This is a genomic window from Sphingopyxis sp. J-6 (assembly GCF_046603995.1).
Classification (GTDB): Bacteria; Pseudomonadota; Alphaproteobacteria; order Sphingomonadales; family Sphingomonadaceae; genus Sphingopyxis.
On record NZ_CP145810.1, the window covers coordinates 3,836,864 to 3,861,654 of the forward strand.

General features: G+C 65.9%; 23 protein-coding genes. 13 read left to right on the forward strand and 10 right to left on the reverse strand.

Features of this window, described 5'->3' with window-relative positions:
• Nucleotides 1-15 precede the first annotated feature (15 nt).
• The 3 genes from V6U71_RS18320 (at nucleotide 16) to V6U71_RS18330 (ending at nucleotide 5,730) form a co-directional block, all read left to right on the forward strand.
• Nucleotides 16-1,929, forward strand: a complete 1,914-nt coding sequence (locus V6U71_RS18320) for a proprotein convertase P-domain-containing protein (protein ID WP_411339778.1) — start codon at nucleotides 16-18, stop codon at nucleotides 1,927-1,929.
• Nucleotides 1,929-4,295, forward strand: coding sequence for a beta strand repeat-containing protein (locus tag V6U71_RS18325; protein ID WP_411339779.1), 2,367 nt, complete (start codon nucleotides 1,929-1,931; stop codon nucleotides 4,293-4,295). Before V6U71_RS18320 ends, V6U71_RS18325 begins: the two co-directional genes overlap by 1 nt.
• Nucleotides 4,296-4,356: 61 nt before the next feature.
• Nucleotides 4,357-5,730: a glutamate--cysteine ligase gene (locus V6U71_RS18330; RefSeq protein WP_411339780.1), complete on the forward strand. Its 1,374-nt coding sequence runs from the start codon at nucleotides 4,357-4,359 to the stop codon at nucleotides 5,728-5,730.
• Nucleotides 5,731-5,906: 176 nt separating this feature from the next.
• Here V6U71_RS18330 and V6U71_RS18335 read toward each other — a convergent pair whose 3' ends face one another.
• The 4 genes from V6U71_RS18335 to V6U71_RS18350 form a co-directional block, all read right to left on the reverse strand.
• Complete coding sequence (locus V6U71_RS18335) at nucleotides 5,907-6,374, reverse strand: Dps family protein (RefSeq protein ID WP_411339781.1); 468 nt, start codon at nucleotides 6,372-6,374, stop codon at nucleotides 5,907-5,909.
• Nucleotides 6,375-6,480: 106 nt separating this feature from the next.
• The gene (locus tag V6U71_RS18340; RefSeq protein WP_411339782.1) at nucleotides 6,481-7,053 is read right to left on the reverse strand and encodes a hypothetical protein; all 573 of its coding nucleotides are present in this window, start codon (nucleotides 7,051-7,053) and stop codon (nucleotides 6,481-6,483) included.
• Nucleotides 7,054-7,083: 30 nt separating this feature from the next.
• Nucleotides 7,084-7,413, reverse strand: coding sequence for a hypothetical protein (locus tag V6U71_RS18345; RefSeq protein ID WP_054589242.1), 330 nt, complete (start codon nucleotides 7,411-7,413; stop codon nucleotides 7,084-7,086).
• 66 nt (nucleotides 7,414-7,479) lie between these two features.
• Nucleotides 7,480-8,124, reverse strand: a complete 645-nt coding sequence (locus V6U71_RS18350) for a GGDEF domain-containing protein (protein ID WP_411339783.1) — start codon at nucleotides 8,122-8,124, stop codon at nucleotides 7,480-7,482.
• 178 nt (nucleotides 8,125-8,302) lie between these two features.
• Here V6U71_RS18350 and purE point away from each other — a divergent pair, with 178 nt between their 5' ends.
• The 9 genes from purE to V6U71_RS18395 all read left to right on the forward strand — a co-directional run bounded on the left by purE (nucleotide 8,303) and on the right by V6U71_RS18395 (nucleotide 17,681).
• The gene (gene purE, locus V6U71_RS18355; protein ID WP_411339784.1) at nucleotides 8,303-8,800 is read left to right on the forward strand and encodes a 5-(carboxyamino)imidazole ribonucleotide mutase; all 498 of its coding nucleotides are present in this window, start codon (nucleotides 8,303-8,305) and stop codon (nucleotides 8,798-8,800) included.
• A gap of 4 nt (nucleotides 8,801-8,804) precedes the next feature.
• Nucleotides 8,805-9,878 carry a 5-(carboxyamino)imidazole ribonucleotide synthase gene (locus V6U71_RS18360; protein WP_411339785.1) on the forward strand — a complete coding sequence of 358 codons (1,074 nt, stop codon included), beginning with the start codon at nucleotides 8,805-8,807 and terminating at the stop codon, nucleotides 9,876-9,878.
• Nucleotides 9,875-10,369 (forward strand): dihydrofolate reductase, encoded by a 495-nt coding sequence (locus V6U71_RS18365; RefSeq protein WP_411339786.1) that lies wholly within the window; start codon nucleotides 9,875-9,877, stop codon nucleotides 10,367-10,369. Before V6U71_RS18360 ends, V6U71_RS18365 begins: the two co-directional genes overlap by 4 nt.
• Nucleotides 10,369-11,586 carry a dipeptidase gene (locus tag V6U71_RS18370; protein WP_411339787.1) on the forward strand — a complete coding sequence of 406 codons (1,218 nt, stop codon included), beginning with the start codon at nucleotides 10,369-10,371 and terminating at the stop codon, nucleotides 11,584-11,586. The genes V6U71_RS18365 and V6U71_RS18370 overlap by 1 nt, the downstream gene beginning before the upstream one ends.
• Nucleotides 11,583-12,524 (forward strand): bifunctional riboflavin kinase/FAD synthetase, encoded by a 942-nt coding sequence (locus tag V6U71_RS18375; protein ID WP_411339788.1) that lies wholly within the window; start codon nucleotides 11,583-11,585, stop codon nucleotides 12,522-12,524. Before V6U71_RS18370 ends, V6U71_RS18375 begins: the two co-directional genes overlap by 4 nt.
• A 99-nt stretch (nucleotides 12,525-12,623) precedes the next feature.
• Nucleotides 12,624-13,664 carry a glycerophosphodiester phosphodiesterase family protein gene (locus tag V6U71_RS18380; RefSeq protein ID WP_411339789.1) on the forward strand — a complete coding sequence of 347 codons (1,041 nt, stop codon included), beginning with the start codon at nucleotides 12,624-12,626 and terminating at the stop codon, nucleotides 13,662-13,664.
• Between the two features lie 147 nt (nucleotides 13,665-13,811).
• Nucleotides 13,812-16,694, forward strand: coding sequence for an isoleucine--tRNA ligase (ileS, locus tag V6U71_RS18385; protein WP_411339790.1), 2,883 nt, complete (start codon nucleotides 13,812-13,814; stop codon nucleotides 16,692-16,694).
• Nucleotides 16,691-17,236 carry a signal peptidase II gene (gene lspA / locus V6U71_RS18390; protein WP_411339791.1) on the forward strand — a complete coding sequence of 182 codons (546 nt, stop codon included), beginning with the start codon at nucleotides 16,691-16,693 and terminating at the stop codon, nucleotides 17,234-17,236. Before ileS ends, lspA begins: the two co-directional genes overlap by 4 nt.
• A 25-nt stretch (nucleotides 17,237-17,261) precedes the next feature.
• Nucleotides 17,262-17,681: a DUF3035 domain-containing protein gene (locus tag V6U71_RS18395; RefSeq protein ID WP_411339792.1), complete on the forward strand. Its 420-nt coding sequence runs from the start codon at nucleotides 17,262-17,264 to the stop codon at nucleotides 17,679-17,681.
• A 56-nt stretch (nucleotides 17,682-17,737) separates the two neighbouring features.
• On the opposite strand, the gene V6U71_RS18400 is transcribed toward V6U71_RS18395, so the two are convergent.
• From V6U71_RS18400 to V6U71_RS18415, 4 genes are read right to left on the reverse strand one after another with little or no spacing between them, the layout of a single operon-like run.
• The gene (locus V6U71_RS18400) at nucleotides 17,738-18,406 is read right to left on the reverse strand and encodes a hypothetical protein (RefSeq protein WP_411339793.1); all 669 of its coding nucleotides are present in this window, start codon (nucleotides 18,404-18,406) and stop codon (nucleotides 17,738-17,740) included.
• A gap of 29 nt (nucleotides 18,407-18,435) precedes the next feature.
• Nucleotides 18,436-20,364 carry a 1-deoxy-D-xylulose-5-phosphate synthase gene (gene dxs / locus V6U71_RS18405; RefSeq protein ID WP_411339794.1) on the reverse strand — a complete coding sequence of 643 codons (1,929 nt, stop codon included), beginning with the start codon at nucleotides 20,362-20,364 and terminating at the stop codon, nucleotides 18,436-18,438.
• A 55-nt stretch (nucleotides 20,365-20,419) separates the two neighbouring features.
• Nucleotides 20,420-20,941, reverse strand: coding sequence for a hypothetical protein (locus tag V6U71_RS18410; RefSeq protein WP_411339795.1), 522 nt, complete (start codon nucleotides 20,939-20,941; stop codon nucleotides 20,420-20,422).
• On the reverse strand, nucleotides 20,928-21,188 hold the full coding sequence (locus tag V6U71_RS18415) for a hypothetical protein (RefSeq protein ID WP_411339796.1): 261 nt from the start codon (nucleotides 21,186-21,188) through the stop codon (nucleotides 20,928-20,930). Before V6U71_RS18415 ends, V6U71_RS18410 begins: the two co-directional genes overlap by 14 nt.
• Nucleotides 21,189-21,385: 197 nt before the next feature.
• Here V6U71_RS18415 and V6U71_RS18420 point away from each other — a divergent pair, with 197 nt between their 5' ends.
• Nucleotides 21,386-22,396 (forward strand): MipA/OmpV family protein, encoded by a 1,011-nt coding sequence (locus tag V6U71_RS18420; protein ID WP_411339797.1) that lies wholly within the window; start codon nucleotides 21,386-21,388, stop codon nucleotides 22,394-22,396.
• Between the two features lie 39 nt (nucleotides 22,397-22,435).
• Here V6U71_RS18420 and V6U71_RS18425 read toward each other — a convergent pair whose 3' ends face one another.
• Both V6U71_RS18425 and V6U71_RS18430 read right to left on the reverse strand, forming a co-directional pair.
• Nucleotides 22,436-23,149 (reverse strand): Bax inhibitor-1/YccA family protein, encoded by a 714-nt coding sequence (locus V6U71_RS18425; RefSeq protein WP_411339798.1) that lies wholly within the window; start codon nucleotides 23,147-23,149, stop codon nucleotides 22,436-22,438.
• 245 nt (nucleotides 23,150-23,394) lie between these two features.
• Complete coding sequence (locus V6U71_RS18430) at nucleotides 23,395-24,747, reverse strand: flavin monoamine oxidase family protein (RefSeq protein ID WP_411339799.1); 1,353 nt, start codon at nucleotides 24,745-24,747, stop codon at nucleotides 23,395-23,397.
• Between the last annotated feature and the right edge of the window lie 44 nt (nucleotides 24,748-24,791).

Sequence of the window (24,791 nt, forward strand, 5' to 3'; positions counted from 1 at the left end):
CTATTGCGAGCGTTGATGGCGCTCGCCTGTCTGACGGCGGGTCTCGTCGCTGCGCCCGTCGGGGCGCAGACCACCACAAGCTACAGCAACACCGTCAGCGGTACGATCAGCGAGACCGCGACCCCGTGCACCGCCCCGATGGTGCGCAATTTCACCGTCGCGTCGAACGCCCAGATCACCGATGTCGATATCGGCGTCCAGCTCAGCCACACCTATCGCGGCGACCTTCGCGCGACTCTGGTGTCGCCCGGTGGCACGGTGGTCAACCTGATCACCAACGTCGGCACGTCGGCGGACAATCTGAACGTCCTGTTCGACGACAGCGCGGCCGCGAGCATCTCGACGCACAGTTCGAACGACAACACGACCGCCGCGCCGCCGTATCAGCGCAATTTCAGGCCCGAGGGTTCGCTCGCCAGCTTCAACGGCGAAGCGTCGGCGGGAAGCTGGCAATTGACGATCTGCGATTCACTGAACGGCGACAGCGGCAGTTTTGCCCGCGCACATCTCTATCTCACCACCGTACCGCTCACGCCCTATGCCGACCTTTCGCTGACCAAGACGGTGAGCAGCGCGTCGCCGGCGTTCGGCGCGAGCATCAGCTATACGTTGAGCGTCACCAATGCGAGCGCCTCGCCGCTCACCGCCACCGGCGTCACGGTGCAGGACAGCCTGCCGCCGGGGTTCGCCTTCACCGGCGCCTCGGGCTTCGGAAGCTACAGCAGCGGTACGGGCGTCTGGACCGTTGGCAGTATCCCGCCGGGCACGACACGAACGCTGACGATCAGCGGCACGGTGACCGCCACGTCGGGCGCCACCGTCACCAACAGCGCCGAGATCAGCGCCTCTTCGGCCTATGACATGGACTCGACCCCCGGCAACGGCGCCGCCAGCGAGGACGATGGGGATTCGGCAAGCTTCACCGTGTCGGGTACGCGCACCGCAGGCGTCGCGCCGACGCTCGTCTGCCCCGCGCTGACGACGACCCACGACTGGGACAATATCAGCTGGTCGGCCGGAGCGACCAGCGGCGGCTATGCGCTTGCCGGCATCGGCACGACAAACTTCGGCATCACGATCAGCGGCGGCAGCTTCCTCAGCAACGCGACCTATGGCGGACAGTCGCCGACGCGGCAGAATGTCGTCACCGGCGGACTGTCGCCGGCGCAATATTCGATCTTCGAGCTTGTCGATTTCACCAGCCAGGCGGGCACCGTCACCTCGACGATCACCTTGCCGACCGCGGTTCCCGGCGCCCAGTTCCGGTTGTTCGACATCGATTATTCGTCGGGCCAGTTCGCCGACCGCGTGACCGTCACGGGCAGCTTCAACGGATCGCCCGTCACGCCGGTGCTGACCAACGGGACGAGCAACTATGTCATCGGCAACAGCGCCTATGGCGACGTCCTGTCGGCCGACACCAGCGCCAACGGGACGGTGACCGTAACCTTCACCGCGCCGGTCGATACCATCGTCATCGAATATGGCAGCCATTCGATCGCGCCCGCAAATCCGGGGCAGCAGGGGATGGCGATCCACGACATCGTCTTTTGCCGCCCGGTCGGCAATCTCGCGATCGCCAAGACGAGCGGCGTCGTCAGCGATCCGGTCAACGGCACCACCGACCCCAAGGCGATCCCCGGCGCAACGATGCGTTATTGCCTGCTCGTGACGAACAACGGCAGCAGCACCGCGACCGCGATCAATATCGCCGATCCGCTGCCGCCGACGGTGACCTTCGTTGCCGGCTCGCTGCGCAGCGGCACGAGCTGTGCCGGGGCGACGACGGTCGAGGATGACAATGCGACCGGCGCCGATGAAAGCGACCCGTTCGGCGCGTCGTTCGCGGGCGCGACCGTATCGGCGACCACCGCGACCCTCGCCCCCGCCGCCGCGATGGCGGTCGCGTTCAACGTGACGGTCAACTGATGGCTTCGCTGGCCCGCTTGGCGCGCCTCGGCGCACTCCTCCTGATCGCTGCGGGGGCCGGCGCGCCGGCGATGGCGCAGCGCGTCATCGTCAATCCCTCGTTCGAATCGAACAACCCGCAGGGCGCGGGGGCGGCGAATTACGAAATCTACGCCAACGGATCGGTGACCGGCTGGGATTCGGCGTCGGGCGAGATCGAGCTGTGGGATACCGGCTTTCAGAGCGTGCCCGCCTATGACGGTTCGGTCTTCGCCGAAATGAACGCCAATGTGCCCGGCGCGCTCTACCAGAATATCTGCATGGTGAATGGCGAGACGATCGGCTGGACCTTTGCCCATCGCGCCCGCTCGGGCGGCCCGGCAACCCAGACGGCGCGCTTCCAGATCGCGAACGGCGGCGGCACGCTGATCCAGAATCTGGCGACGCAGGCATCGACCACCGCGAACCAGGTCTGGAACGTCAACACCGGTACCGCGACCTACAGCGGCGCGTCGGGCGTCCAGCGCGTCCAGTTCATCACCACCGACGCGGGCAGCTACGGCAATTTCCTCGACGACATCCGCATCACGCTCAATCCGTTCATCGAGCTGTCGGCCGCGACCGCCTCCGGGGTCGAATCGATCGCGTCGGCGAACCTGCCCGGGCTCATCGTCAGCGGCACTTTGTTCTCCGCGCGGACCGTCAACGTCAGCATTACCGGCGGCACGGCGACGCGCGGGACCGACTATACGACGCCCGGCGGCGGCGCGACCTTCACCGTCACCATTCCCGCCGGCACCTATCAGAATGTCACCGTCCCGCTCGGCATACAGATCATCGACGATACGGTGAGCGAGGGTAGCGAGACGATCCAGATCGCGCTGAACACGGGCACCGGCTACACCGTATCGAGCACATCGAGCTGCGGCGGTACGCCGCGGACCGCGAGCACCTACACGATCACCGACAATGATTCGCCCGTCGTGCTGGCGAAGAGCTGGACGAACGGGATCGCGGGCGACGCGGTCGGGCTGTCGATTTCGGGAGGCCTCGTCCCCGTCGCCGGATCGTCGACGGTCGGGGGCAGCGCGACCAATGCAACCGCCGTCGCCGTCGCCGGCTCGACGCTGACCCTGACCGAAAGCTTCACGACCGGATCGGCGACCAACTACACCAGCAGCATCGAATGCCGCCGCAACAGCGACAATGCCGTCGTCGCCACGGCGGGCAGCGGGCTCAGCCGGACGGTCACCATGCCCTCGGGCACCTCGCTGACCTGCACCTTTACCAACAACCGCAAATCGGCGACGCTCGTCGTCCGCAAGACCTGGGTCAACGCCCAGACGACCAACGCCGTCACCGTGGCGAGCGACGGCTTTACCAACGATGCGACGCTGTCATCGGTCGCGAACAGCGCCAACGAAACCGACACCAATGCCGCGGTCACCGTCTATGCCGCCGAAAGCGGCGCGCTGACCGAAAGCTGGACGGTCGGCAATGGCGCCAATTATGCGCAGGCGCTCGCCTGCACCGGCAATACGACCGCGCTTTCGGATAATGTGCTGACGGTCAATCCCGCCGATACCGCGATCGTGTGCACCTTCACCAACAGCCGCATCGCGCAGCAATTCCGCCTCGCCAAGGCGTGGTCGGGCGCCACGGTCGGCCACACCGCCGCCGCGACGACCAGCGGCGGCACCGCCAACGCGACTTTCAGCTCGACCGCGCCGACCGCGACGAACGGAACGCAGGTCATAATGCGCGCGGGCGACGTGGTGACCCTTCCCGCCGAAAGCTGGGGCGGCGGCGCGGTCGCCGCGCTCTATAACGCCACCGTCGAATGCACCGGCGGCAGCCCGCTGGCCAGCGGCGCGACGGGACGGACGCTGACGATCCAGCCGAGCACGACGGCGACGGTCTGCACCTACACCAACGCCTATGTCCTGCCGCTCGCGATCGCCAAGACTTCGGTCCCCTATAGCGACCCCGTGAACGGGACGACGAACCCGAAGCTGATCCCCGGCGGTTTCGCAGACTACGGCATCACCGTCACCGCGCCGTCGGGCACCGCGCCGACGAGCAATAGCGTCGTCGTCACCGACGCGATCCCCGCGAACCTTGCGCTGTTCGTCGGCACCTATGCACCCGGGCCCGGGCCCGTCAGCTTCACCGCAGGGAGCAGCGGGCTGACCTACAGCTTCACCAGCCTGTCGAACGCCAGCGACGACATCAGCTTCTCGAACAACGGCGGCTCGACCTGGACCTATACGCCGGTCGCCGATACCAATGGTGTCGACACCAATGTCACCCATGTCCGCGTCAATCCGAAGGGCAGCATGGCACCGGGATCGAGCTTCACGATCAACCTGCGCGCGATGGTCGAATAGGCGAGCAAAAGGCGCTGCAACAGCCGATTGTATTTTGTACCGAACCGTCTAAATGCGCGAAATGAGCACGCGCACCGCCTCGGACAGCAACGATCCCGTCGTCGAACATGCGAGCGATCTCGCAGTCCCCATGATCAAGGGCGAAAAGCCCCGCGAACGCTGGCGCATCGGGACCGAGCACGAGAAATTCGTCTATCGCACCGCCGACCATCGCGCGCCTTCCTACGACGAGCCCGGCGGCATTCGCGACCTGCTCATGGCGCTCACCCGCTTCGGCTGGGAACCAGTGATCGAGGGCGGCAATGTCATCGCGCTGGCCGGCAGCGACGGCACCGTCAGCCTCGAACCCGCGGGGCAACTCGAACTTTCGGGCGCGCCGGTCGAAAATCTCCACCAGACCTGCGCCGAGACCGGCCGCCACCTGAAGCAGGTCAAGGAAGTGGGCGCCGAACTCGGGCTCGGCTTCCTCGGCCTCGGCATGTGGCCCGACAAGACGCGCGCCGAGCTGCCGATCATGCCCAAGGGCCGCTACAAGATCATGCTCGAGCATATGCCGCGTGTCGGCAGCATGGGGCTCGACATGATGCTGCGCACCTGCACCATCCAGACCAACCTCGACTATTCGTCGGAGGCGGACATGGTGCAGAAGTTCCGCGTGTCGCTCGCGCTCCAGCCGCTTGCGACCGCGCTCTTCGCCAGCTCGCCGTTCACCGAGGGCAAGCCCAACGGCTATATGTCGTATCGCAGCCATATCTGGACCGACACCGATCCCGCACGCACCGGCATGCTGCCCTTCGTGTTCGAAGACGGCTTCGGCTACGAGCGCTATGTCGACTATATGCTCGACGTGCCGATGTATTTCGTCTTCCGCGACGGCAAATATATCGACGCTGCGGGGCAAAGCTTCCGCGACTTCCTGAAGGGCGAACTGCCGGCCCTGCCCGGCGAAAAGCCGCGCCTCTCCGACTGGAACGACCATCTTTCGACCGCCTTTCCCGAGGTGCGGCTCAAAAGCTTCCTTGAAATGCGCGGCGCCGACAGCGGCCCGTGGAACCGTATCTGCGCCCTGCCCGCGCTCTGGGTCGGGCTGCTCTATGACAGCCAAGCCCTCGACGCCGCATGGGACCTCGTCAAGGGCTGGAGCATCGAGGAACAGCAGGCACTCCGCGATGCCGTCCCGGCCGAAGGCCTCGACGCCCCCGCGCCCGGCGGCGGCACGCTCGGCGAACTCGCGCACCGCGTGCTCGATATCGCCGCAGCGGGACTGGCCGCGCGCGGCGAGGTCAATTCGATGGGCGATAACGAGGTCGGCTTCCTCGAACCGCTGCGCCGCATTGCCAAGAGCGGCAAATCGCCGGCGCACGACCTGCTCGACCGCTATGACGGCGCGTGGAACCACGACCTTTCGAAGATTTACGACGAGCTTAGCTTCTAGGATTGGCGCGTCAGCTCTGGGGTGGGGAGCTGCCGCTTGTTAAGTCGTCATCCCGGGCTTGACCCGGGACCCGCCTTCCTTCTTTCGACGCCGGATCAAAGAAAAGGCAGGCCCCGGGTCAAGCCCGGGGTGACGAAGAGGGACGTGTCCGCTTTCGGCCGCAAGCAGACCTTAGCTCAATATCCCAGCGTCGCTTCCAGAAACCAGATGCGCTGCTGGGTTTCGTCGGCCCAGCCGTCGACAAGCCCGCTCGTCGCGATGTCGCCCGCTTCCTCGGCGGCGGCCTTGGTTTCGCGGATCTGCGCGAGCAGCGTCCGGTTGTCCTCCGCGAGCGCACGGACCATCGCGTCGGGCGCGACGCCGGCGGCATCATCGTCGCGGATCGACTGGCGGCGGCCGATGTCGCCGACCGAGCGCAAAGTCGCGGCGCCATTCTTGCGCACCCGTTCGGCGATCAGGTCGGTGGTCGCGAGAATCTGCGCCGCCTGTTCGTCGAACAGCAGATGCAGTTCGCGAAAATGCGGACCGTGGACATGCCAGTGGTAGTTTTTGGTCTTGAGATAAAGCGCAAAGCTGTCGGCGAGCAACGCGTTGAGCGCGTCGGCAACCGCGGGCTCGTTTTTCTGGGTCATCGTTTCGGACATGGGAGAGATCCTTTCTGTTGCCGCTCCGATATAGGAGGCCGGCACCGCGAAGGCCCATGAAGACTCTGCGTCGCTATCATCGAAAAAATCGATGATCTGAAATTTTTCAGGCAGAACCGCCGATCAGTCCGAAGGCGCCGAGCGCGGTGCGGATTGCCCAGATCAACAGCACGGCGGCGCTCGCCCCGCGCACGATACGCGCCGCGCGCGTTTCGCGCAGCGCAGCGCCGAAAGCGAGGAAAGGCAGCATCGCGATCGTCCAGCCGACCAGCCCGCCCGCCGCTGCCCACACCCCGGCGCCGCTCGTAGCGGCGAGCGCGCCGATCAGGAAATGGCTGCGGTCGCCGAACTGGGTGACCAGCATCCGACCCGCGAGTAGCACGGGCGGGGCTTGGTCCGAGTCGGCGGGGACGGCGCGGTCGCGCCAGAGCAGCGCGACCACCGCCGAAAGCATGGCAAAAGCGACGAACAGCGCCGCAACGCCCTGCCCGATCATGCGGTTCGCGACCGACCCGAGGACCGCCGCGACGACCGCGTTGAGGATGAAAGCCGAAAAGGCGATGACGACAACGACGCGCCGGTCGCTGCGCACGCTCAGCAGGTTCGAGAGAGAGGCGCCCGTTCGTCCGTCGGCGTTGGCGAGCGCCACCGCGACGAGGGCCAGCATGATCGCGTCCATAACCCGACCTGCGACGTCAGCGCGCCGCGGTCAATGGCCGAGCCGCATCGCCACCGAAGCGAGCCACGCTTCCTCCGCGGCGGCGGGGAGCGGTCCGCGCGGCGCGCTCGCGGCGTCGCTCATCGCGTCGAGATAGGTCAGGATCGCTGCGCGGTAACCGCCCGCGGCGACCGCCGATTCGAGCCGGCTGGCCAGCGTCTCGACCGCCCCGAAGCCATTATCGCGCGCGAGGCAGCGGATATCGTCGATGCCCTGAACGATCTGCGCCAGCGCGCAATGCGGCAGCGCCTCGGCCAAAGCGCCGATCTGGCCGGTGATCCGGCCCTGAATGTCGTGAAAAGGATCGCCCTGCGTTTGCATGCCATACCCCCCCTGTGGTCCGGGAACGACGATGCGCCTTTTTGGTTAACGGGCGGTTAGCGCCGATTATCGGTGCAGGCGCGGACCGTCCTGCCGCTGCTTGCAGCGATACATGTCGCGGTCGGCGGCGGCCAATATGTCGGCCTCGGCCATCCCGACCTGCAGCATCGCGACCCCGAAGCACGCCGACAGTTCGATTTCCTGCCCGTCGTAGAGCGCCGGACCGGCGCTCAGCACCTCACCGAGCCGTTCGATCTGCGCGCGCGCGCCGCCCTCGGTCGACTGATCGAGGATCAGGCCGAACTCGTCGCCGCCGATCCGCGCCGCGACGTCGGTCGAGCGGATCGATGCCGCGAGCCGCGCCGCGACCTCCATCAGCGCAAAGTCGCCGGCGGCATGACCGAAGCTGTCGTTGATATATTTGAGCTGGTTGACGTCGACGAACACCACCGCGGCGCATTCGGCGTGGCGCTCGAAGCGCGCGAGGCGGTGATGGATCGCGGTCAGGAAATAACGGCGGTTGTACAGCGGGGTCAGCGTATCGCGTTCGGACACGCGCTCGAGTTCGGCGACGGCGATCTTCAGGACGCGATTCTCGCGGCGCAGCGCATCGCGTTCGCGGCGCACGTCGCGCAGTTCGTCTTCGATGGAGACGATCGGAGCGACGCCGAACTGGTCGACCGCTATCCGTGCCCCCCCTACGCTATCCATTCTCTGTCCCCGGTGCGACCCCAGTTTCCGGCGGCGGGATGCCGACGGTGCGAAGCGGTGTAACCTCCGACATGATACCAATCGGTAAACGCGCCCGCCGCGCGGCGTTGCCCCCATCGGGTACAGTCGCTAGGGGAAAGGCGACGGCGGTGAATCGCGCCGCGAGGAGGGTTGATCGATGGGCGAGAATGCGCCGCTGGTGGGCGTCATCATGGGCAGCCAGTCGGACTGGGCGACGATGACGCACGCGGTCCAGATCCTCGAAGAATTCGGCATAGCGCACGAGGTACAGATCGTCTCGGCGCACCGCACCCCCGACCGCCTGATCGCCTATGCGAAAAGCGCCGCCGATCGCGGGCTCAAGGCGATCATTGCCGGCGCCGGCGGCGCCGCGCATCTGCCCGGCATGGTCGCGTCGATGACGCGCGTGCCGGTGCTCGGCGTGCCGGTCCAGTCGGCCGCGCTGAGCGGCGTCGACAGCCTCTATTCGATCGTCCAGATGCCCGGCGGCATTCCCGTCGCGACCTTCGCGATCGGCAAGGCGGGTGCGACCAACGCCGGGCTGTTCGCCGCCGCGCTGCTCGCAAATAGCGACCCCGCCCTCGCTGAAAGGCTCGATGCCTGGCGCGCCGCGCAGACCGACAGCGTGGCGCCTGTCCCCGTACGCGAGGGCTGAGCTTTTGTTGCCACCCGGTTCGACCATCGGAATCCTGGGCGGCGGCCAGCTCGGCCGCATGCTGGCCGTCGCCGCGGCGCAGCTCGGCTACCGTGTCCACATCTACGCCCCCGACGCCGAAAGCGTCGCCGCGCAGGTTGCGGCGCAGCACACGCAGGCCGCGTGGGACGACGAACCTCGTCTCGCCGCCTTTGCCGCGGCGTGCGACGTCGTCACCTATGAGTTCGAAAATGTGCCCGTCGATACGGTGCGCTTCCTGTCGGGGCATGTTGCGGTCCGCCCCGGAGCCGGCGTCCTTGAAATCGCGCAGGACCGGCTCGCCGAGAAGAATTTCGTCGCCGGCCTCGGCGGCCGCCCCGCCCCCTTCGCCGCGGTTGCCGATCGCGCCGCGCTCACAGCCGCGCTCGATCAGGTCGGCGCTCCGGCGATCCTCAAGACCGTGCGCATGGGCTATGACGGCAAGGGGCAGGCGCGCCTCGCGGCCGCCGGAGACGCCGATGCGGCGTGGGATGCGATCGACCGCCACGCCGCGGTGCTCGAAGGCTTCGTGACCTTCGCACACGAGTTTTCGGTGCTGATGGTGCGCGGCATCGACGGCGAGACGCGCTTCTGGGACAGCAGCGTCAACGTCCATGAGGGCGGCATCCTTGCGACATCCTCGCTGCCGCCCCCGCGACAAATCCTCGACCAGCAGGACGAAGCACGCGCGCTGCTGGCGAAGATCGCCGACGATCTCGACTATATCGGCGTGCTCACTGGCGAATTTTTCGCCACCGACGACGGCCCGATCTTCAACGAAATGGCACCGCGCGTCCACAATAGCGGCCACTGGTCGATCGAAGGGGCGGTGACGAGCCAGTTCGAAAATCACATCCGCGCCGTCGCGGGCCTGCCGCTCGGCGACACCGCGACCGTCGCCCTGCCCGTCGTCATGCGCAACCTGATCGGCCACGACATCGATGGCGTGCCGGAATTGCTCGCCGACGGCGCCGCGCATGTGCATCATTATGGCAAAGCCGAGGTCCGCGCCGGGCGCAAGCTCGGCCACGTCACCTGGGCCGGAACCTCTCCCGCATGAACCACCCCGAAATCACCCTGATCCTCGCCCGCGCCGCCAATGGCGTCATCGGCGCCAAGGGGAAGATGCCCTGGCACATCCCCGCCGACCTGCGCCGTTTCAAACAGCTCACCATGGGACGGCCGATGATCATGGGGCGCAAGACCTTCGACAGCCTGCCCGCGGTGCTTGAAGGGCGGCGCCATATCGTGCTGACCCGCGACGCCGACTGGCAGGACGAGAATGCCGAGGTCGCGCACAGCGTCGAAGAGGCGCTGCGCCTCGCCAACGCGCCGCAGGTGATGGTGATCGGCGGCGCCGAGATTTACGGGCTATTCCTTGCCAGCGCCGACCGCATCGAACTGACCGAGGTCGCGCTCGAACCGCAGGGCGACGCGTCGATCCCCTATCCCGACCCCGCCGCCTGGAAAGAAGTCGCGCGCGAAAGCCACGCCGCCGACGATGCGGGGCGCCCCGCCTACAGCTTCGTCACCTTCGTCAGGAAAGCATGATGCGCCGCTGGCTCCTTGGCATATTGATCGTCGCATTGGTCGCCGCCGGCGGCTTCTTCCTCCTCGCGCCCGGGATGATCGAGCGCGGGACGAACAAGATCGACGGCAAACCGCTCCTGCAAGTCAGCGAACGAGCCAGAGCGTTGCACCGGACGCTGACGATCGTCGACCTGCACAGCGACACGCTGCTCTGGAAACGCAGCATCCTCGATCGTGCCGACCGCGGCCATATGGACCTGCCGCGGCTCGAGGACGGCAATGTCGCGCTGCAGGTGCTCGCCAGCACGACCAAGTCGCCGAAGGGACAGAATTACGACGCCAACAGCGGCGACACCGACAATATTACGACGCTGGCGATCGCCCAGCTCCAGCCGGTGCGGACGTGGGGCTCGCTGCTCGAACGCTCGCTGTGGCACGCCGAAAAGCTGCATCGCGCGGTCGCCGCGTCGGGCGGGGAGCTGCGCGCCGTCGCCGCGCCGGCCGATGTCGACGCGCTGCTCGCCGCGCGCGGCGGCAAGGCGGTGCCGGTCGGCGCCATGCTCAGCATCGAGGGACTGCACGGACTCGAAGGCAAGCTCGCCAATCTCGACCGGCTCTACGCTGCGGGCTTCCGCATGGCGGGACCGGCGCATTTCTTCGACAATGAGGTCGCGGGGTCGATGCACGGCCTCCAGAAGGGCGGACTGACGCCGTTCGGCCGGCAGGTCGTGCAGGCGATGGAAGCCAAGGGCATGATCGTCGATATCGCGCATTGCAGCAAGGCGTGCGTCGCCGACATCCTCAAGATGGCGCGCCGGCCCGTCGTCTCCAGCCATGGCGGCGTGCAGGCAACGTGCCGGGTCAACCGCAACCTCGACGACGCGCAGATCCGCGGGGTCGCTGCGACCGGCGGCCTGATCGGCATCGGTTACTGGGACGCCGCGGTGTGCGACACCTCGCCCACGAGCATCGCCAAGGCGATGAAGCATGTGAAGGACCTTGTCGGCATCCAATATGTCGCGCTCGGCAGCGATTATGACGGCGCCACCACCGTCCGCTTCGACACATCGAAGCTGGTCCAGATGACGCAGGCGCTGATCGACGCGGGCTTTACCGACGACGAAATTCGCGCCGCGATGGGCGGTAATGCGATCCGGGTGCTGAAAGCGGGCATCGCCCCGATGGCGTCCCCCGCACCGCCCCCGTCCGCGCCGCCTCTATCCACTCCGGCGCGATGATCCGCCTCAACGGCCACAACCGGATTGCCGAACCGCTGCGCGGCGGGGTGATCGCGCTCGGCAATTTCGACGGCTTCCACGCCGGGCACCAGGCGGTCGTCGGCCGCGCCGTCCGCCATGCACGGGACGAGGGCCGCGCGTGCATCGTTGCGACCTTCGACCCGCATCCGGTGCGCTTCTTCAAGCCCGGCGTACCGCCCTTCCGCCTCACCACGCTCGACCAGCGGGAGGAATTATTCGCCGCCGCCGGCGCCGACGCGATGCTTGTCCTGCCGTTCGATGCGGCGCTCGCGGGCACCACCGCGGAGGATTTCATCACCGGCCTCCTTCTCGACCGCTATGGCGCCGCGGGAGTCGTCACCGGCGCCGATTTCGTTTTCGGCAAGGGGCGCGGCGGCAATGTCGTGACGCTCGCCGACCATGCCCGCCGCCTCGGTTTCTTCACCGAAATGGTCGCGCCGGTCGACGACGCCGACGAGGCGATCTCGTCGAGCCGTATCCGCGACGCGCTGCACGCCGGCGACTGCGCCGCCGCGGCGCGCCTGCTCACCCGCCCCTTCACCGTGCGCGGCACCGTCCAGCATGGCGACAAGAACGGCCGTCTGCTCGGCTTTCCAACCGCGAACATCGACATGGGCAACTATCTGCGCCCGCGCTACGGCATCTATGCGGTGACCGGCCGCCTGCTGAATGAAGGTTCCGACGGCCGCGTCCTGAAAGGCGCGGCGAACATCGGCATCCGGCCGAGTTTCGATCCGCCGAAGGAATTGCTCGAACCGCATTTCTTCGATTTCGCCGAAGACCTTTACGGACAGGACATCGACGTCGCCTTCCACGCCTTCATCCGCCCCGAGGCGAAGTTCGACGGCATGGACGCGCTGATGGCGCAGATCGCGGCGGATTGCGATGAGGTAAAGGCGCTACTGGCGGACATCTGACATCATCGTCACCCCGGACTGGATCCGGGGTCCCGCTTGTCACCGTCGCTGAGCGGGACCCCGGATCAAGTCCGGGGTGACGAAACGGGGGGATGAGATATGCAAGACGACTGGGCCGCAGCGCTCGAAGGCCCGCCCAAAAAGCCGATGAAGCGCGGGACGAAGATATTCCTCTGGGTCTTCGCACTGCTCGTCGCGTGGCTCACGCTGTCGAACGCCAGCTTCCTCGCCCCCGATCCGGCCGGCAAGCCGAAGCTGATCGCGCACCGCGGCGTCCATCATCTCTACGACAAGCGCGCTGCCGCCGGCCGCGACACCTGCACCGCGCGCCATATCCTGCCGCCGCGCGATACGACGTTCGAAAATACCCCCGAATCGATGCGCCGCGCGGTCGGCATGGGCGCCGCGATGGTCGAGGTTGACGTCGCACCGACGAAGGACGGGCGCATGGTGCTGTTCCACGACTGGACGGTCGATTGCCGCACCAACGGCAAGGGCGCGACGCGTGACCTGACGCTGGCCGAGCTCAAGGCGCTCGACATCGGCTATGGCTATACCGCCGACGGCGGCCAGACCTTCCCGCTGCGCGGCAAGGGCATCGGGCTGATGCCGACGGTCGAGGAAGGCCTTGCGGCGCTGCCCGTCCATCCGATCCTGTTCAACTTCAAGTCGAAGGATGCCGCCGAGGCCGACCAATTGTTTGCGATCCTGACAGCATCGGGCCGCGACAGCGCGAAGATCGGCGACGCCTTTTACGGCGCCGAAGGTCCGGTGAAACGGATGCGCCAACTGTTGCCCGCGAACTGGTCGTTCGACCTCAAGACCGGGGCGATGGCGTGCTCGAAGGATTATGTGACATGGGGCTGGACGGGTATCGTCCCCGAAAGCTGCCGGAACGGCGTGATCGCGATCCCGGTCAACTATCAATGGGCCTATTGGGGCTGGCCCGACCGGCTGATCGCGCGGATGGACAGCGTCGGCGCGAGAATCATCGTCTTCGGCCCCTATGAAAGCGGCAAGTCGAACGAGGGGCTGACGACGCCGCAGCAACTCGCGAAAGTGCCCGCGAGCTTCAACGGCTATATCTGGGTCGAGGACATCCGCGAAATCGGGCCCGCGCTGCGGCCGCGGCAGAAGTAACCTCGCAAATTACTTTCGTGTCGAGCGAAGTCGAGACACCCCGAAGGCGTGTACGCCCGGTGGGCATCTCGACTTCGCTCGATGCGAACGGGAATAGAAGACGACGGTGGTTTGCTCCCACGCAAATCTGCGCTAAGCGCCCGGGCCATGACCGACAGCACGCCTGCCCCCGAAGCCCGCGACTACCGCGACACCGTCTTCCTGCCCAAGACCGACTTTCCGATGAAGGCCGGCCTGCCGCAGAAGGAGCCGCTGATTCTGGCGAAATGGCTCGAAGGCAATCTGGAGGGGCAGATTCGCGAAAGCCGCAAGGACCGCGAGCAGTTCATCCTCCACGACGGCCCGCCGTACGCGAACGGCGACATGCATATCGGCCATGCGCTCAACCATATCCTGAAGGACATGGTCGTCCGCACCCAGACGCTGAAGGGCAAGGATTCGCCCTATGTGCCCGGCTGGGACTGCCACGGCCTGCCGATCGAGTGGAAGGTCGAGGAGCAGTATCGCAAGAAAAAGCTCAACAAGGACGAAGTGCCGGTCGAGGAATTCCGCGCCGAATGCCGCGCCTATGCGCAGCATTGGGTCGATACCCAGCGCGAGCAGTTGAAGCGCCTCGGCATCGGCGGCGACTGGGACCATCCCTATCTCACCATGGATTATGACGCCGAAGCGGTGATCGTCCGCGAGCTGATGAAATTCGCCGAATCGAACCAGCTCTATCGCGGCGCCAAGCCGGTGATGTGGTCGCCGGTCGAAAAGACCGCGCTCGCCGAGGCCGAGATCGAATATGAGGATATCGTCTCGACGCAGATCGATGTCGCGTTCGAGATCGTCGAAGCGCCTGAAGTTCCAGAACTGGTTGGCGCATTTGCAGTAATCTGGACGACCACACCTTGGACCATCCCTGTTAATCAGGCTATCGCTTACAATCCTGCGCTCGAACAAGTCGATTATTCAGCCTGTTATGGCGTTTTCAATGCTTCTGACGGTCGTCGTTACATACTGTCTGGATCGTTGGCTCCTGCGTTTTCTATGCGTTCGGGCCTTACACTCGAGCTTGAAACGACTCTGTCAGACGACGCTTTGAAGGGAGCCATCGCCCGCCACCCGATGCATGCGCTCGGCGGCTTCTACGCGCGCCCGCGCCCCTTCCTGCCCGGCGATTTCGTCACCACCGACAGCGGCACGGGCCTCGTCCATATGTCGCCCGACCATGGCGAGGATGATTTCGACCTCTGCAAGGCGAACGGCATCGACCCCGTGTTCGCGGTCGAGGGCGACGGCAAATATCGCGCGGACTGGGCATGGCTCGGCGGTCAGGGCAGTGTCATCAACCCCAAGTTCAACGCCCCCGACGGCCCGATCTGCACCGACCTGCGCGAAGCCGGCGCGCTGCTCGCCGCCAGCGCCGATTACAAGCACAGCTATCCGCATAGCTGGCGCTCGAAGGCCAAGGTCATCTATCGCTGCACCCCGCAATGGTTCGTGCCGATGGACAAGGTCATCGACCGCGACACCCCGCGCTGCGCCGACGAAGCCGATATCCGCGCCGCGCAGGGCGACGGCGAGACGCTGCGCCAGCTCGCGATGCAGGCGATCGCCGACACGCGCTTCGTCCCCGCCAAGGGCCGCAACCGCATCGGGTCGATGGTCGAGGGGCGCCCCGACTGGGTGCTGAGCCGTCAGCGCGCGTGGGGCGTGCCGATTACCCTGTTCGTCCATCGCAAGAGCGGGCAATATCTGATCGACACCGCGGTCAACGACCGCATCGTCGCCGCAGTCAAGGCGGGCGGGGTCGACGCGTGGAGCGACGCGCGCGCGCAGGAATATCTCGGCGATCAATATGACGCCGCCGATTACGAACGGATCACCGACATTCTCGACGTGTGGTTCGATTCGGGCTGTACCCACGCCTTCGTGCTCGAAAGCGGCAAATGGCCGGCGCTGATCCGCCGCGACGGATCGACGCACAGCGCCGACCTCTATCTCGAAGGGTCCGACCAGCATCGCGGCTGGTTCCAGTCGTCGCTGCTCGAAAGCTGCGGCACGCGCGGCCGCGCGCCGTACAAGGCGGTGCTGACCCACGGCTTCACGATGGACAGCAAGGGCATGAAAATGTCCAAGTCGCTGGGCAACACGATCAGCCCCATCGACCTGATGCGCGACTATGGCGCCGATATCCTGCGCCTGTGGGCGCTGTCGGTCGATTTCACCGAGGACCACCGCATCGGCAAGGAAATCCTCGCCGGGGTCGCCGACCAGTATAGGAAGCTCCGCAACACCTTCCGCTACCTGCTCGGCGCGCTCGACGGGTTCAGCGAGGAAGAGCGTGTCACCGACGTCGCGGCGATGCCCGAGCTCGAACGCTATATGCTGAGCCTGCTCGCCGAGCTCGACGCGAAGCTGGCGCGCGCGGTCGATGACTTCGACTTCAACAGCTACACCCGCAGCCTTGCCGATTTCTGCAACGAGGATCTGTCGGCCTTCTATTTCGACATCCGCAAGGACCGGCTCTATTGCGACGTCAACCCGGCGACCGGTTACCAGACCGCCGAACGCGCCGCCTATCGCACCGTGCTCGACACGCTGTTCCACGCCCTCGTCCGCTATGCGGCGCCGGTGCTGGTGTTCACCAGCGAAGAGGTGTGGGGCACGCGCTATCCCGAAGCGGCGTCGGTCCACCTGCTCGAATGGCCTGCCGTCGATGCCGCGTGGAACGATGCCAATCTTGGCGGCAAATGGGCCGGGGTCCGCGCGCAGCGCGAAGCGGTGACCGAAGCGATCGAACCCTATCGCCGCGAAAAGACGATCCGCTCCAGCCTCGAGGCCGAGGTCACGATTCCTGCCCCGACGCTCGACAGCGCCGCGCTCGAAGAGGTGTTCATCGTGTCGGTGGCCCGCGCCGGCGACGAACTTGCGGTGACCCGCACCGAAAACCACAAATGCGGCCGCTGCTGGCGCCATCTGCCCGAGGTCGAGACCGACGGCAGCTTGTGCAATCGCTGCGAGACGGTATTGGAAGCGGAATGAGTAGCCAACGTTCGCCGTATCTGCGCTTCGGCCTGTTGATCGCGGCCTTCGCCTTCCTTCTCGACCAGGTCAGCAAATGGGTCGTGATCGTGCCGCTGTCGCTCGAACCGAAGCGCGTCATCGAGATCCTGCCCTTCTTCAACCTGACCTGGGCGGAAAATTGCGGCATTTCGCTGTCGATGTTCGCCAGTTGCACCGACACGACGCGCTGGACGCTCGTTGCGGTGACGGGAATCGTCGCCGGTGCGGTCGCCATCTGGATGACGCGCGAAAAGGCGCGCGGCGACGTGGTCGCGCTCGCGATGATCCTCGGCGGCGCGCTCGGCAATATCGTCGACCGCGTCCGCTACGGCTATGTCGTCGACTATGCCGACCTGCATTTCGGCGACTTTCGTCCCTTCATGATCTTCAACGTCGCCGACGCCTGCATCACCCTGGGGGTGCTTTTGCTGGTTGCGCGCGCGCTGCTCTTGCGCGAAAAGGCCCCCGAGGCAGCCCCTTCATCGAACCCTTCGTCGAACAAGGGCGCCGCCGCCGATTAACGGGGCGCATAGGAGAGATTTTCAAGTGAACCGGACCACCGCCATCCTCGCCGCCACCGTTGCCGCATCGACCCTGTCGGCCTGCGGGTCGAACAGCCTGTTCAGCCGCGACCGGCCCGACGAATTCGCCGTGTCGCGTCAAGCACCGCTCGTCGTACCGCCCGATTTCGCGCTCACCCCGCCGGCGCCCGGCTCGGCACGCCCCGGCGGCGAATCGACCGCAGAGCAGACGCTGCGCGCGCTGTTCGGCGGCCCTGCTCCGCGCAGCGCGACCGAAGCCGCGATCATCGGTAGCGCCGACGGCACGCGCGGCGACCCGGGCATCCGCAGCCAGGTCGGCAGCCCCGACACGCAGGTCGTCGACAAGGGTCTCGTCACCCGCGACATCCTGGCGGCCCCCGAAGGCGACGGCCGCGAAGCCTCGGCGGCGATCCCGGGGAACTGAACCGCCCCGCATCGCGCATGAAACCGGCCCGGCTTTCCGGGCCGTTTTCTTTTGGGTCAGGTGACGATCAGCGAAAAAATAACAAAGAGGGCCAGCGCCTCGACCATCGCGCGCGAGGCGTGCAGCGCGGCGCGCCAGCGGCTGATCCGCAGATGCTGCGCGAACCACAAGATCTGCAGGCTGCCGAACCACAAGAGCGCCAGCGCGAGCAACGCCAGCCCCGCGATCCCCGCCGCCAGCGGCTTGAACTGCAGCAGGATGCCGGCGCCCGAGACCATCAGCGCGAAGGGCGCGGCGACATAGCATTGGCTATAGAAGGGCGCTTTCAGCGGCACCCGGTCGAGCTTCACATGCCGCGCCCGCACCAGCCGCGCCGCCATGACGAGCGGAAACAGGCTGAAAAAGGCGACGCGCATCAGGATATAGGTCGTATCGTCGTTGACCAGCCCGCCCAGCCCGGTCTTGTCGGCGACGATCGCGCTCTCGCCGACCGTCGACAGTTCGAGCGCGTGGCTGATCACCAGCGTCAGCAGCAGGAACAGCGGCGGCGATAGCGTATCGGTATATTGCTTTTCCTCGGCATCGCCCTGTTCGGCGTCCGAATAGTCCATCATCTTGAGCGGCCGGGTCAGCCCCTGCCACAGCGTCACCGGATAGAAGATCAGCCACGACATCACCTCGTAGAGCAGCTCGTCGAGCGACTTCAGGAGGTTGAAGAAGTTCATGCCGCCCCCGATTCCGCGCGGCTAGCAGTTCATGCCCGCGCACCCGCCTCTTCGACGCCCGCGCTGTTGTGGCGCAGCGCCTTCAAGACGGTATCGACGATCTGCGGCGCGTTGAGCCCCGCCGCGTCATATTGCAGCTCGGGCTTGTCCTGATCCTGAAAGACGTCGGGCAGGCGCATCGTGCGCAGTTTCAGCCCCGCATCGATCAGCCCTTCGTCGCTTGCCAGGGTCAGCACATGCGCACCGAGGCCGCCGACGCTGTTCTCCTCGATCGTCACGCAAACCTCGTGGCTCGCCAGCGTCTTGCGAATCAGCTCCTCGTCGAGCGGTTTGGCGAAGCGAAGGTCGATGACGCTCGTCGACAGGCCCCTTGCTTCGAGCGTGTCGGCCGCCTTGAGCGCCTCGGCGAGGCGGGTGCCGAGCGAAAGGATCGCGACGGTCTTGCCGCTGCGCACGACGCGGCCCTTGCCAATCTCCAGCTTCTGCGGGACCTCGGGAAGCGCCACCCCGGTGCCATTGCCACGCGGGTAGCGAAAGGCGATCGGACCGTCGTCATATTCGACGGCAGTATAGGTCATATGGACGAGTTCGGCCTCATCGGCCGCCGCCATCACCACCATATTCGGCAAGGTCGCGAGATAAGTGACGTCGAACGAGCCCGCGTGCGTCGATCCGTCGGCACCGACGAGCCCCGCACGGTCGATCGCAAAGCGCACCGGCAAATTCTGGATCGCGACGTCGTGGACGACCTGATCATAGGCGCGCTGGAGGAAGGTCGAATAGATCGCCGCGAACGGCCGCATCCCCTGCGCCGCCAGCCCCGCGGCGAACGTCACCGCATGCTGTTCGGCGATGCCGACGTCGAAGGTGCGCGCCGGATGCGCCTTGGCAAATTTGTCGACCCCGGTTCCCGACGGCATCGCTGCGGTGATCGCGACGATGCGCGGGTCGGTGTCCGCGAGCTTCGCCAGCGTTTCGCCGAAGACATTCTGATACTGGGGCGGTCCCGGCGGTGCCTTTGCCTGTTCGCCGGTGATGACGTCGAATTTCTGGACGCCATGATATTTGTCGGCCGCCGCCTCGGCGGGGGCATAGCCATGCCCCTTCTTGGTCACGGCATGGATCAGCACCGGACCATGATCGCTGTCGCGGACATTTTCGAGCACCGGGATCAGATGCTCCAGATTATGCCCGTCGATCGGCCCGACATAATAAAAGCCGAGCTCCTCGAACAGCGTGCCGCCCATCGCCATGCCGCGCGCGAACTCGTCGGTCTTGCGCGCCGCCTTGTGCAGCGGCTCGGGCAGCTTCCTTGCGAAGCGCCGCGCGATCTCGCGCAATTCGAGGAACGGCCGCGACGACACCAGCTTGGCGAGATAGGCGCTGAGCCCGCCGACCGGCGGTGCGATCGACATGTCGTTATCGTTGAGGATCACGATCAGACGGTTGCCCGCCGCCGCGGCATTGTTCATCGCCTCATAGGCCATGCCCGCCGACATCGACCCGTCGCCAATCACCGCGATCGCGCGCCCGGGTTCGTCCTTCAGCTTGTTGGCGATCGCAAAACCGAGCGCGGCGCTGATCGAGGTCGAACTGTGTGCGGCGCCGAACGGATCATATTCGCTCTCGCTGCGCTTGGTGAATCCCGAAAGCCCGCCGCCGGTCCGCAAGGTCCGGATGCGGTCGCGGCGCCCGGTGATGATCTTGTGCGGATAGCATTGATGGCCGACGTCCCAGACCAGCTTGTCGCGCGGGGTGTCGAACACATAATGGATCGCGACCGTCAGCTCGACGACGCCGAGTCCCGAGCCCAGATGGCCGCCGGTGGTGCCGACGGCCGAGATCATCTCGGCCCGCAACTCGTCGGCGAACGGGCGAAGATCTTCGGGCTTCAGCTTGCGGAGGTCGGCTGGGACATCCACCGTGTCGAGCAGCGGCGTATGCGGACGATCGGTCATGCCGCCGTCATAAAGCCAAGCCCCGAAGCTGTCGAACGAAAAGGGGGCGTGCGGGTCAGGGCGCGCCGGCCTTGTTCCGGATATCCTTCGTCAATTGCCAGCAACCGGCCGCCTTCCGGAAATGCAGGGACCCACCCGGCCCGGTCTTTTCGATCAGCGTTCCGGGGCCGTCGCCCTCGTCGGGTTCGAAGCGCCCCGGCGCCCAGTCGACGCGCTCGACACCGTCGGGTCCGGTGCGGAAATCGACCTGCACATAGACGAGCTGGCGCGGATCACCGCCGTTCGCCTCGAACAGCCGTTCCGACGCGCGGGTGACATAGCTGTAATCGATCATCACGATCGGAAAATCGTCGGCCGCACCGGCGGCCGCGCCATAATGCGCGCGCACGGCGCTACTGTTCGCGAAAGGCCAGAGGAAGGCCGGAAAATCGCCGCTGCGACACGCGCTCGCGGCCTCGTCCAGAAAGAAACGGTCGCTCTCGCTCGCCGGTTCATCGGCCATGGCGCTCGCTACCGGCACCAGCGCGAGCAGCGCGGCCGCGAGCATAGGTCCGGCCCAGGCTTCACTCCATTTCATCGCGTCTCTTCTCCTCGTCGGGCGCGTCATCGGGCGCGGCGTTTTTCGCTGCGCCGATCTGGGCATAGAGCCCGCGCACCATCAGATCTGTGAACACGAGCATAACCCCGATCATGCCGACGAGCAGCGCGACCGCCGCGACTGGAAAGGGGCCGATCTGGTCGATCGCCCCGCGCCGCATCGCGAGCGCGAGCAGCGCCGCGACCGCCATCAGCGCATAGCCGGCAAAACGCGGCGCCCGGCTCATGCCGATTTCCCCATCAGGGTAGCGGATCGCACGGAACCAAAGGTGACGGGGCGGCATATCAGCACGGGAACACAGGATTGATGCATGGAAGCCACGTTGAAACGAAAAGCACGCGCCCGCAAGACGAAGCCTTTGCATTGCGCCGACAATCACTTACACGCGTGTCCAGAGGGGCGGATCACAGGATATTCATACCCATGCCGATGAGCTTGACCCGCCTTGCCTGCCGCTTGCACCTGTTTGCGCTTTGCGTCGGCGGCGGATTGGCCGCCGCGCCGGCGCACGCCGAAGATTTCGCCCTGCCCTATGATTTGGCCGGCGACCCCGACACGCGGCTGGCTGCAAGCGACAACGAGCCGGCCCGCTACGTCCAGGACACCAGCGATCTCGACGAGAATATCCTGCTTCCCGCCGCGCGGCCGCAGGACGACAATCCCGAACGCAAATGGTCGCGCGATTATCTCGCGGTGGGCGCCGGGGTGCTCAGCACCCCGAGCTACAATGGTTCGGACGACCGCAACATCCTGCCCGCCTTTTACCTGCGCGGGCGCGTCAGCGGCTTTTCCTTCTCGACCCGCGGCACCAATTTCCAGGTCGACCTGATCCGTCAGCGGCGGGGGCAAAAGACCGATTTCAAGTTCGGCCCGATCATCAACCTGCGCAGCGACCGGACCGGCCGCATCAAGGATCCGCAGGTCGAGGCGCTCGGCGAAAAGAAAATGGCGGTCGAACTCGGCATATCGGCGGGTGTCACCCATACCGGGGTGATCACCAGCGAATATGACCAGATCGGTTTCCGCGTCGTCGGGCTCAAGGATATTTCGGGCAAGCACGGCAGCTGGGTGGTCTCGCCGACGCTCGACTACGGCACCCCGATCTCGAAGCGCGCCTATCTTGGCGCCTCGGTGTCGGTGAATGTCTATGGCAAGGGTTTCGGCCGCTATTATTACGACATCGACCCGCTTGGCAGCGCCGCAAGCGGACTGCCGGTCTATACCGGTGCCGGGCGCAAGGCGACCGCGGGCAAATATACCATCGGCGTCGCCGGCGCCTATGCCCTGTCCGGCGACCTCAGGAAGGGCTTCGTGCTCGTCGGCGGGGCGCAATATGGCCGGCTGACCGGGCGCTACGCCGATTCGCCGATCGTGTCGCAGGCGGGCAGCGCCGACCAGTGGCTGTTCGGCGGTGGCGTCGCCTACCAGTTCTGAGGGCGACCGGGCCTTCCGGCTTCGGCCGCCCCGAAAGGCCTATTCCTCGCGCTGACCCATCAGGGTGAGCAGCATCTGGAACAGGTTGACGAAGTTCAGATACAGCGACAGCGCACCGAAAACGGCGAGCTTGCTGTTCGCTTCATCGCCGTGATGCGCGGCATATTGCGACTTGATGTTCTGCGTGTCCCACGCCGTCAGGCCGGTAAAGACGATCACGCCGACGATCGACACCACCAGTTGCAGCGCGCTCGATTGCAGGAACAGGTTGACGAGGCTCGCGAGCACGACGCCGATCAGGCCCATGATCAGGAAGCTGCCGACCTTCGACAGATCGCGTCCGGTCGTATAGCCGTACAGGCTCATCGACAGGAACATGATCGCCGTGACGAAAAAGGTCTGGGCGATGCTGGCGCCGGTGAACACCAGAAATACCGAGGCGAGCGACAGGCCCATCAGCCCCGAAAAGACCCAGAACATCGTCTGCGCGGTCGCGGCCGACATCTTCTCGATCCGGAAGGAGAAGAGAAAGACGAAGGCGAGCGGTGCGAGCATGACCACCCATTTGAGCGGCGTGCCGAAAATCGGCTGATAGAGTGCCGGCGTCGAGGCGACGAGCATCGCGACGATGCCGGTCAGCAGAACGCCCGACGCCATATAATTATAGACCCGCAGCATGTGGCGCTTCAGGCCCGCATCGAACTCCGCGCCCTGAGCGGCGGCGGTCCGGTGAAGAGATTGCTGTTCGAACATAACCATCCTCGTTGATCGATCCAACGAGCCGCACGAACAGGTTCTACGAAAGAAAATAGAAATGGACCTGCATCGAGCACGCTCGATGCGGTCCGACATCACGACCGGCCGAAGACGATCGCCAGAGGGGCCCGGCCCGCATGCGAGCCAGATGGCACAGCCGCGATGAAATTTCAATGAACGGCGAGTCCCGACCGTTCGGCGAACAGCCGGGCAACCCCTGCTGCCGAAACAATAGTTCGTTCTCAGGCGGCCTGGCGCAGGACCTCGGCGGCCCGGATGCCGGCGCGCAACGCCCCTTCGAGATATCCGGGAAACTCGGTCGCGGCCTCGGTTCCGGCCCAGTGGATGCGGCCGCACGGCTCGCGCAGCGCGTCGCCATAGCCGGTCATGACACCCGGCGGCATGTGCGCCGCATAACCGCCGAGCGACCACCGCTCGGTCAGCCAGTCCTGTTCGACATAGCCGATCGGCCGCGACGCCGCGGCGCCGAAATAATGAACGAGGTCATCGACGACCGCAGCGCGGCGGGCGTCCGGGTCGAGCGCGCTCATGGCCACGGCGTGGCGGGCCTCGATCAGGCCGACCAGCACGCCGATCCCGTCGTCGCCGAGCGACTGATCGAACACCGTACCGAGATGGCGGTCGCCGCTGACCGCCGAACCGCTGAGGCCCGCTTGGCGCCAGAATGGCGTCTCATAGGCTATATGAACCTTGATGACCGCGCCCATCGGCATGCGCTGCATCAGCCCTGCCCGCCGCGCCGGCAGCCCCGGCGTGAAGTGAATGCGCGATGCGAGAATGGGCGGCACCGCCACGACGACGTGGCGCGCGAGATAGGCGCCGCGCGCAGCAAAGACCCGAACGCCCGCAGCATCCTGTTCAACGGCGTGCACCGGACACTCCAGCTCGATATCGGCGCCGAGGATATCGGCAAGCCGCTTCGGGATCTGCCAGGCGCCGCCGGCAAATTTGTCCTGCTGTGCGCCGCCCTCGACGCCGATCATCGTTTCCAGCCCTCCACAGCTCCGGAGCATCTCGAGAAAATGGAGGTAGGATATCTGGCTGGTATCGATACAGAGCAGCGCCCCGGCAATCGTCCGGACAAAATAGCGGGCGCCCTCCGTGCGCACATTGTGCAAGGCCCAGCTTTCGAGCGACAGCGCGTCCCATTCGCGAGCCCGTTCCGCCGACCAGGGCGCGCCCAGCGGCAGAGTCGCGATATCGCGGCGCCAGCGCCGCTCGATCAGACCCAACTCGACGAGCGACGGCAATGGGAGTTTCGGCGTCGAGGTATAGCGGCTGACCCGGCCATGGCGGCTCAGCAGGTTCGCCCCTTCGGTATATTGCGGCCGGGTTTCGATCCCGAGTTCGCGGGCCTGCGCCAGCAATTGCGTTTGCTGCGGCCCGACCCACTGTCCGCCGAAATCGACGGCCTGGCCGCAAATCTCGCCGGGCATCGATCGCCCCCCGACGCGATCGCGCGCCTCGAGGACCAATATGCTTTTCCCGGCCTTCTTGAGTTCGAGGGCAGTCTTCAGCCCCGACAAGCCGGCGCCGATGACGATCACGTCGTACCGCCTGTCCGAATCGGCCATCCCGTACTCCTTTCACCGCAATAGGGCTTGCATTTAAATGAACG

What these genes read in the sequence shown, in the direction of transcription:
- V6U71_RS18420 (WP_411339797.1), top strand. Translation starts at nt 21,386, where the DNA reads ATGCCGATGAGCTTGACCCGCCTTGCCTGCCGCTTGCACCTGTTTGCG.
- V6U71_RS18350 (WP_411339783.1), bottom strand. Translation starts at nt 8,124, where the DNA reads ATGGATAGCGTAGGGGGGGCACGGATAGCGGTCGACCAGTTCGGCGTC.
- ileS (WP_411339790.1), top strand. Translation starts at nt 13,812, where the DNA reads ATGACCGACAGCACGCCTGCCCCCGAAGCCCGCGACTACCGCGACACC.
- V6U71_RS18410 (WP_411339795.1), bottom strand. Translation starts at nt 20,941, where the DNA reads ATGAAATGGAGTGAAGCCTGGGCCGGACCTATGCTCGCGGCCGCGCTG.
- V6U71_RS18330 (WP_411339780.1), top strand. Translation starts at nt 4,357, where the DNA reads ATGAGCACGCGCACCGCCTCGGACAGCAACGATCCCGTCGTCGAACAT.
- purE (WP_411339784.1), top strand. Translation starts at nt 8,303, where the DNA reads ATGGGCGAGAATGCGCCGCTGGTGGGCGTCATCATGGGCAGCCAGTCG.
- V6U71_RS18380 (WP_411339789.1), top strand. Translation starts at nt 12,624, where the DNA reads ATGCAAGACGACTGGGCCGCAGCGCTCGAAGGCCCGCCCAAAAAGCCG.
- V6U71_RS18335 (WP_411339781.1), bottom strand. Translation starts at nt 6,374, where the DNA reads ATGTCCGAAACGATGACCCAGAAAAACGAGCCCGCGGTTGCCGACGCG.
- V6U71_RS18430 (WP_411339799.1), bottom strand. Translation starts at nt 24,747, where the DNA reads ATGGCCGATTCGGACAGGCGGTACGACGTGATCGTCATCGGCGCCGGC.
- V6U71_RS18425 (WP_411339798.1), bottom strand. Translation starts at nt 23,149, where the DNA reads ATGTTCGAACAGCAATCTCTTCACCGGACCGCCGCCGCTCAGGGCGCG.
- lspA (WP_411339791.1), top strand. Translation starts at nt 16,691, where the DNA reads ATGAGTAGCCAACGTTCGCCGTATCTGCGCTTCGGCCTGTTGATCGCG.
- V6U71_RS18325 (WP_411339779.1), top strand. Translation starts at nt 1,929, where the DNA reads ATGGCTTCGCTGGCCCGCTTGGCGCGCCTCGGCGCACTCCTCCTGATC.
- V6U71_RS18340 (WP_411339782.1), bottom strand. Translation starts at nt 7,053, where the DNA reads ATGGACGCGATCATGCTGGCCCTCGTCGCGGTGGCGCTCGCCAACGCC.
- V6U71_RS18400 (WP_411339793.1), bottom strand. Translation starts at nt 18,406, where the DNA reads ATGAACTTCTTCAACCTCCTGAAGTCGCTCGACGAGCTGCTCTACGAG.
- V6U71_RS18320 (WP_411339778.1), top strand. Translation starts at nt 16, where the DNA reads ATGGCGCTCGCCTGTCTGACGGCGGGTCTCGTCGCTGCGCCCGTCGGG.
- V6U71_RS18345 (WP_054589242.1), bottom strand. Translation starts at nt 7,413, where the DNA reads ATGCAAACGCAGGGCGATCCTTTTCACGACATTCAGGGCCGGATCACC.
- V6U71_RS18370 (WP_411339787.1), top strand. Translation starts at nt 10,369, where the DNA reads ATGCGCCGCTGGCTCCTTGGCATATTGATCGTCGCATTGGTCGCCGCC.
- V6U71_RS18375 (WP_411339788.1), top strand. Translation starts at nt 11,583, where the DNA reads ATGATCCGCCTCAACGGCCACAACCGGATTGCCGAACCGCTGCGCGGC.
- V6U71_RS18365 (WP_411339786.1), top strand. Translation starts at nt 9,875, where the DNA reads ATGAACCACCCCGAAATCACCCTGATCCTCGCCCGCGCCGCCAATGGC.
- V6U71_RS18415 (WP_411339796.1), bottom strand. Translation starts at nt 21,188, where the DNA reads ATGAGCCGGGCGCCGCGTTTTGCCGGCTATGCGCTGATGGCGGTCGCG.
- dxs (WP_411339794.1), bottom strand. Translation starts at nt 20,364, where the DNA reads ATGACCGATCGTCCGCATACGCCGCTGCTCGACACGGTGGATGTCCCA.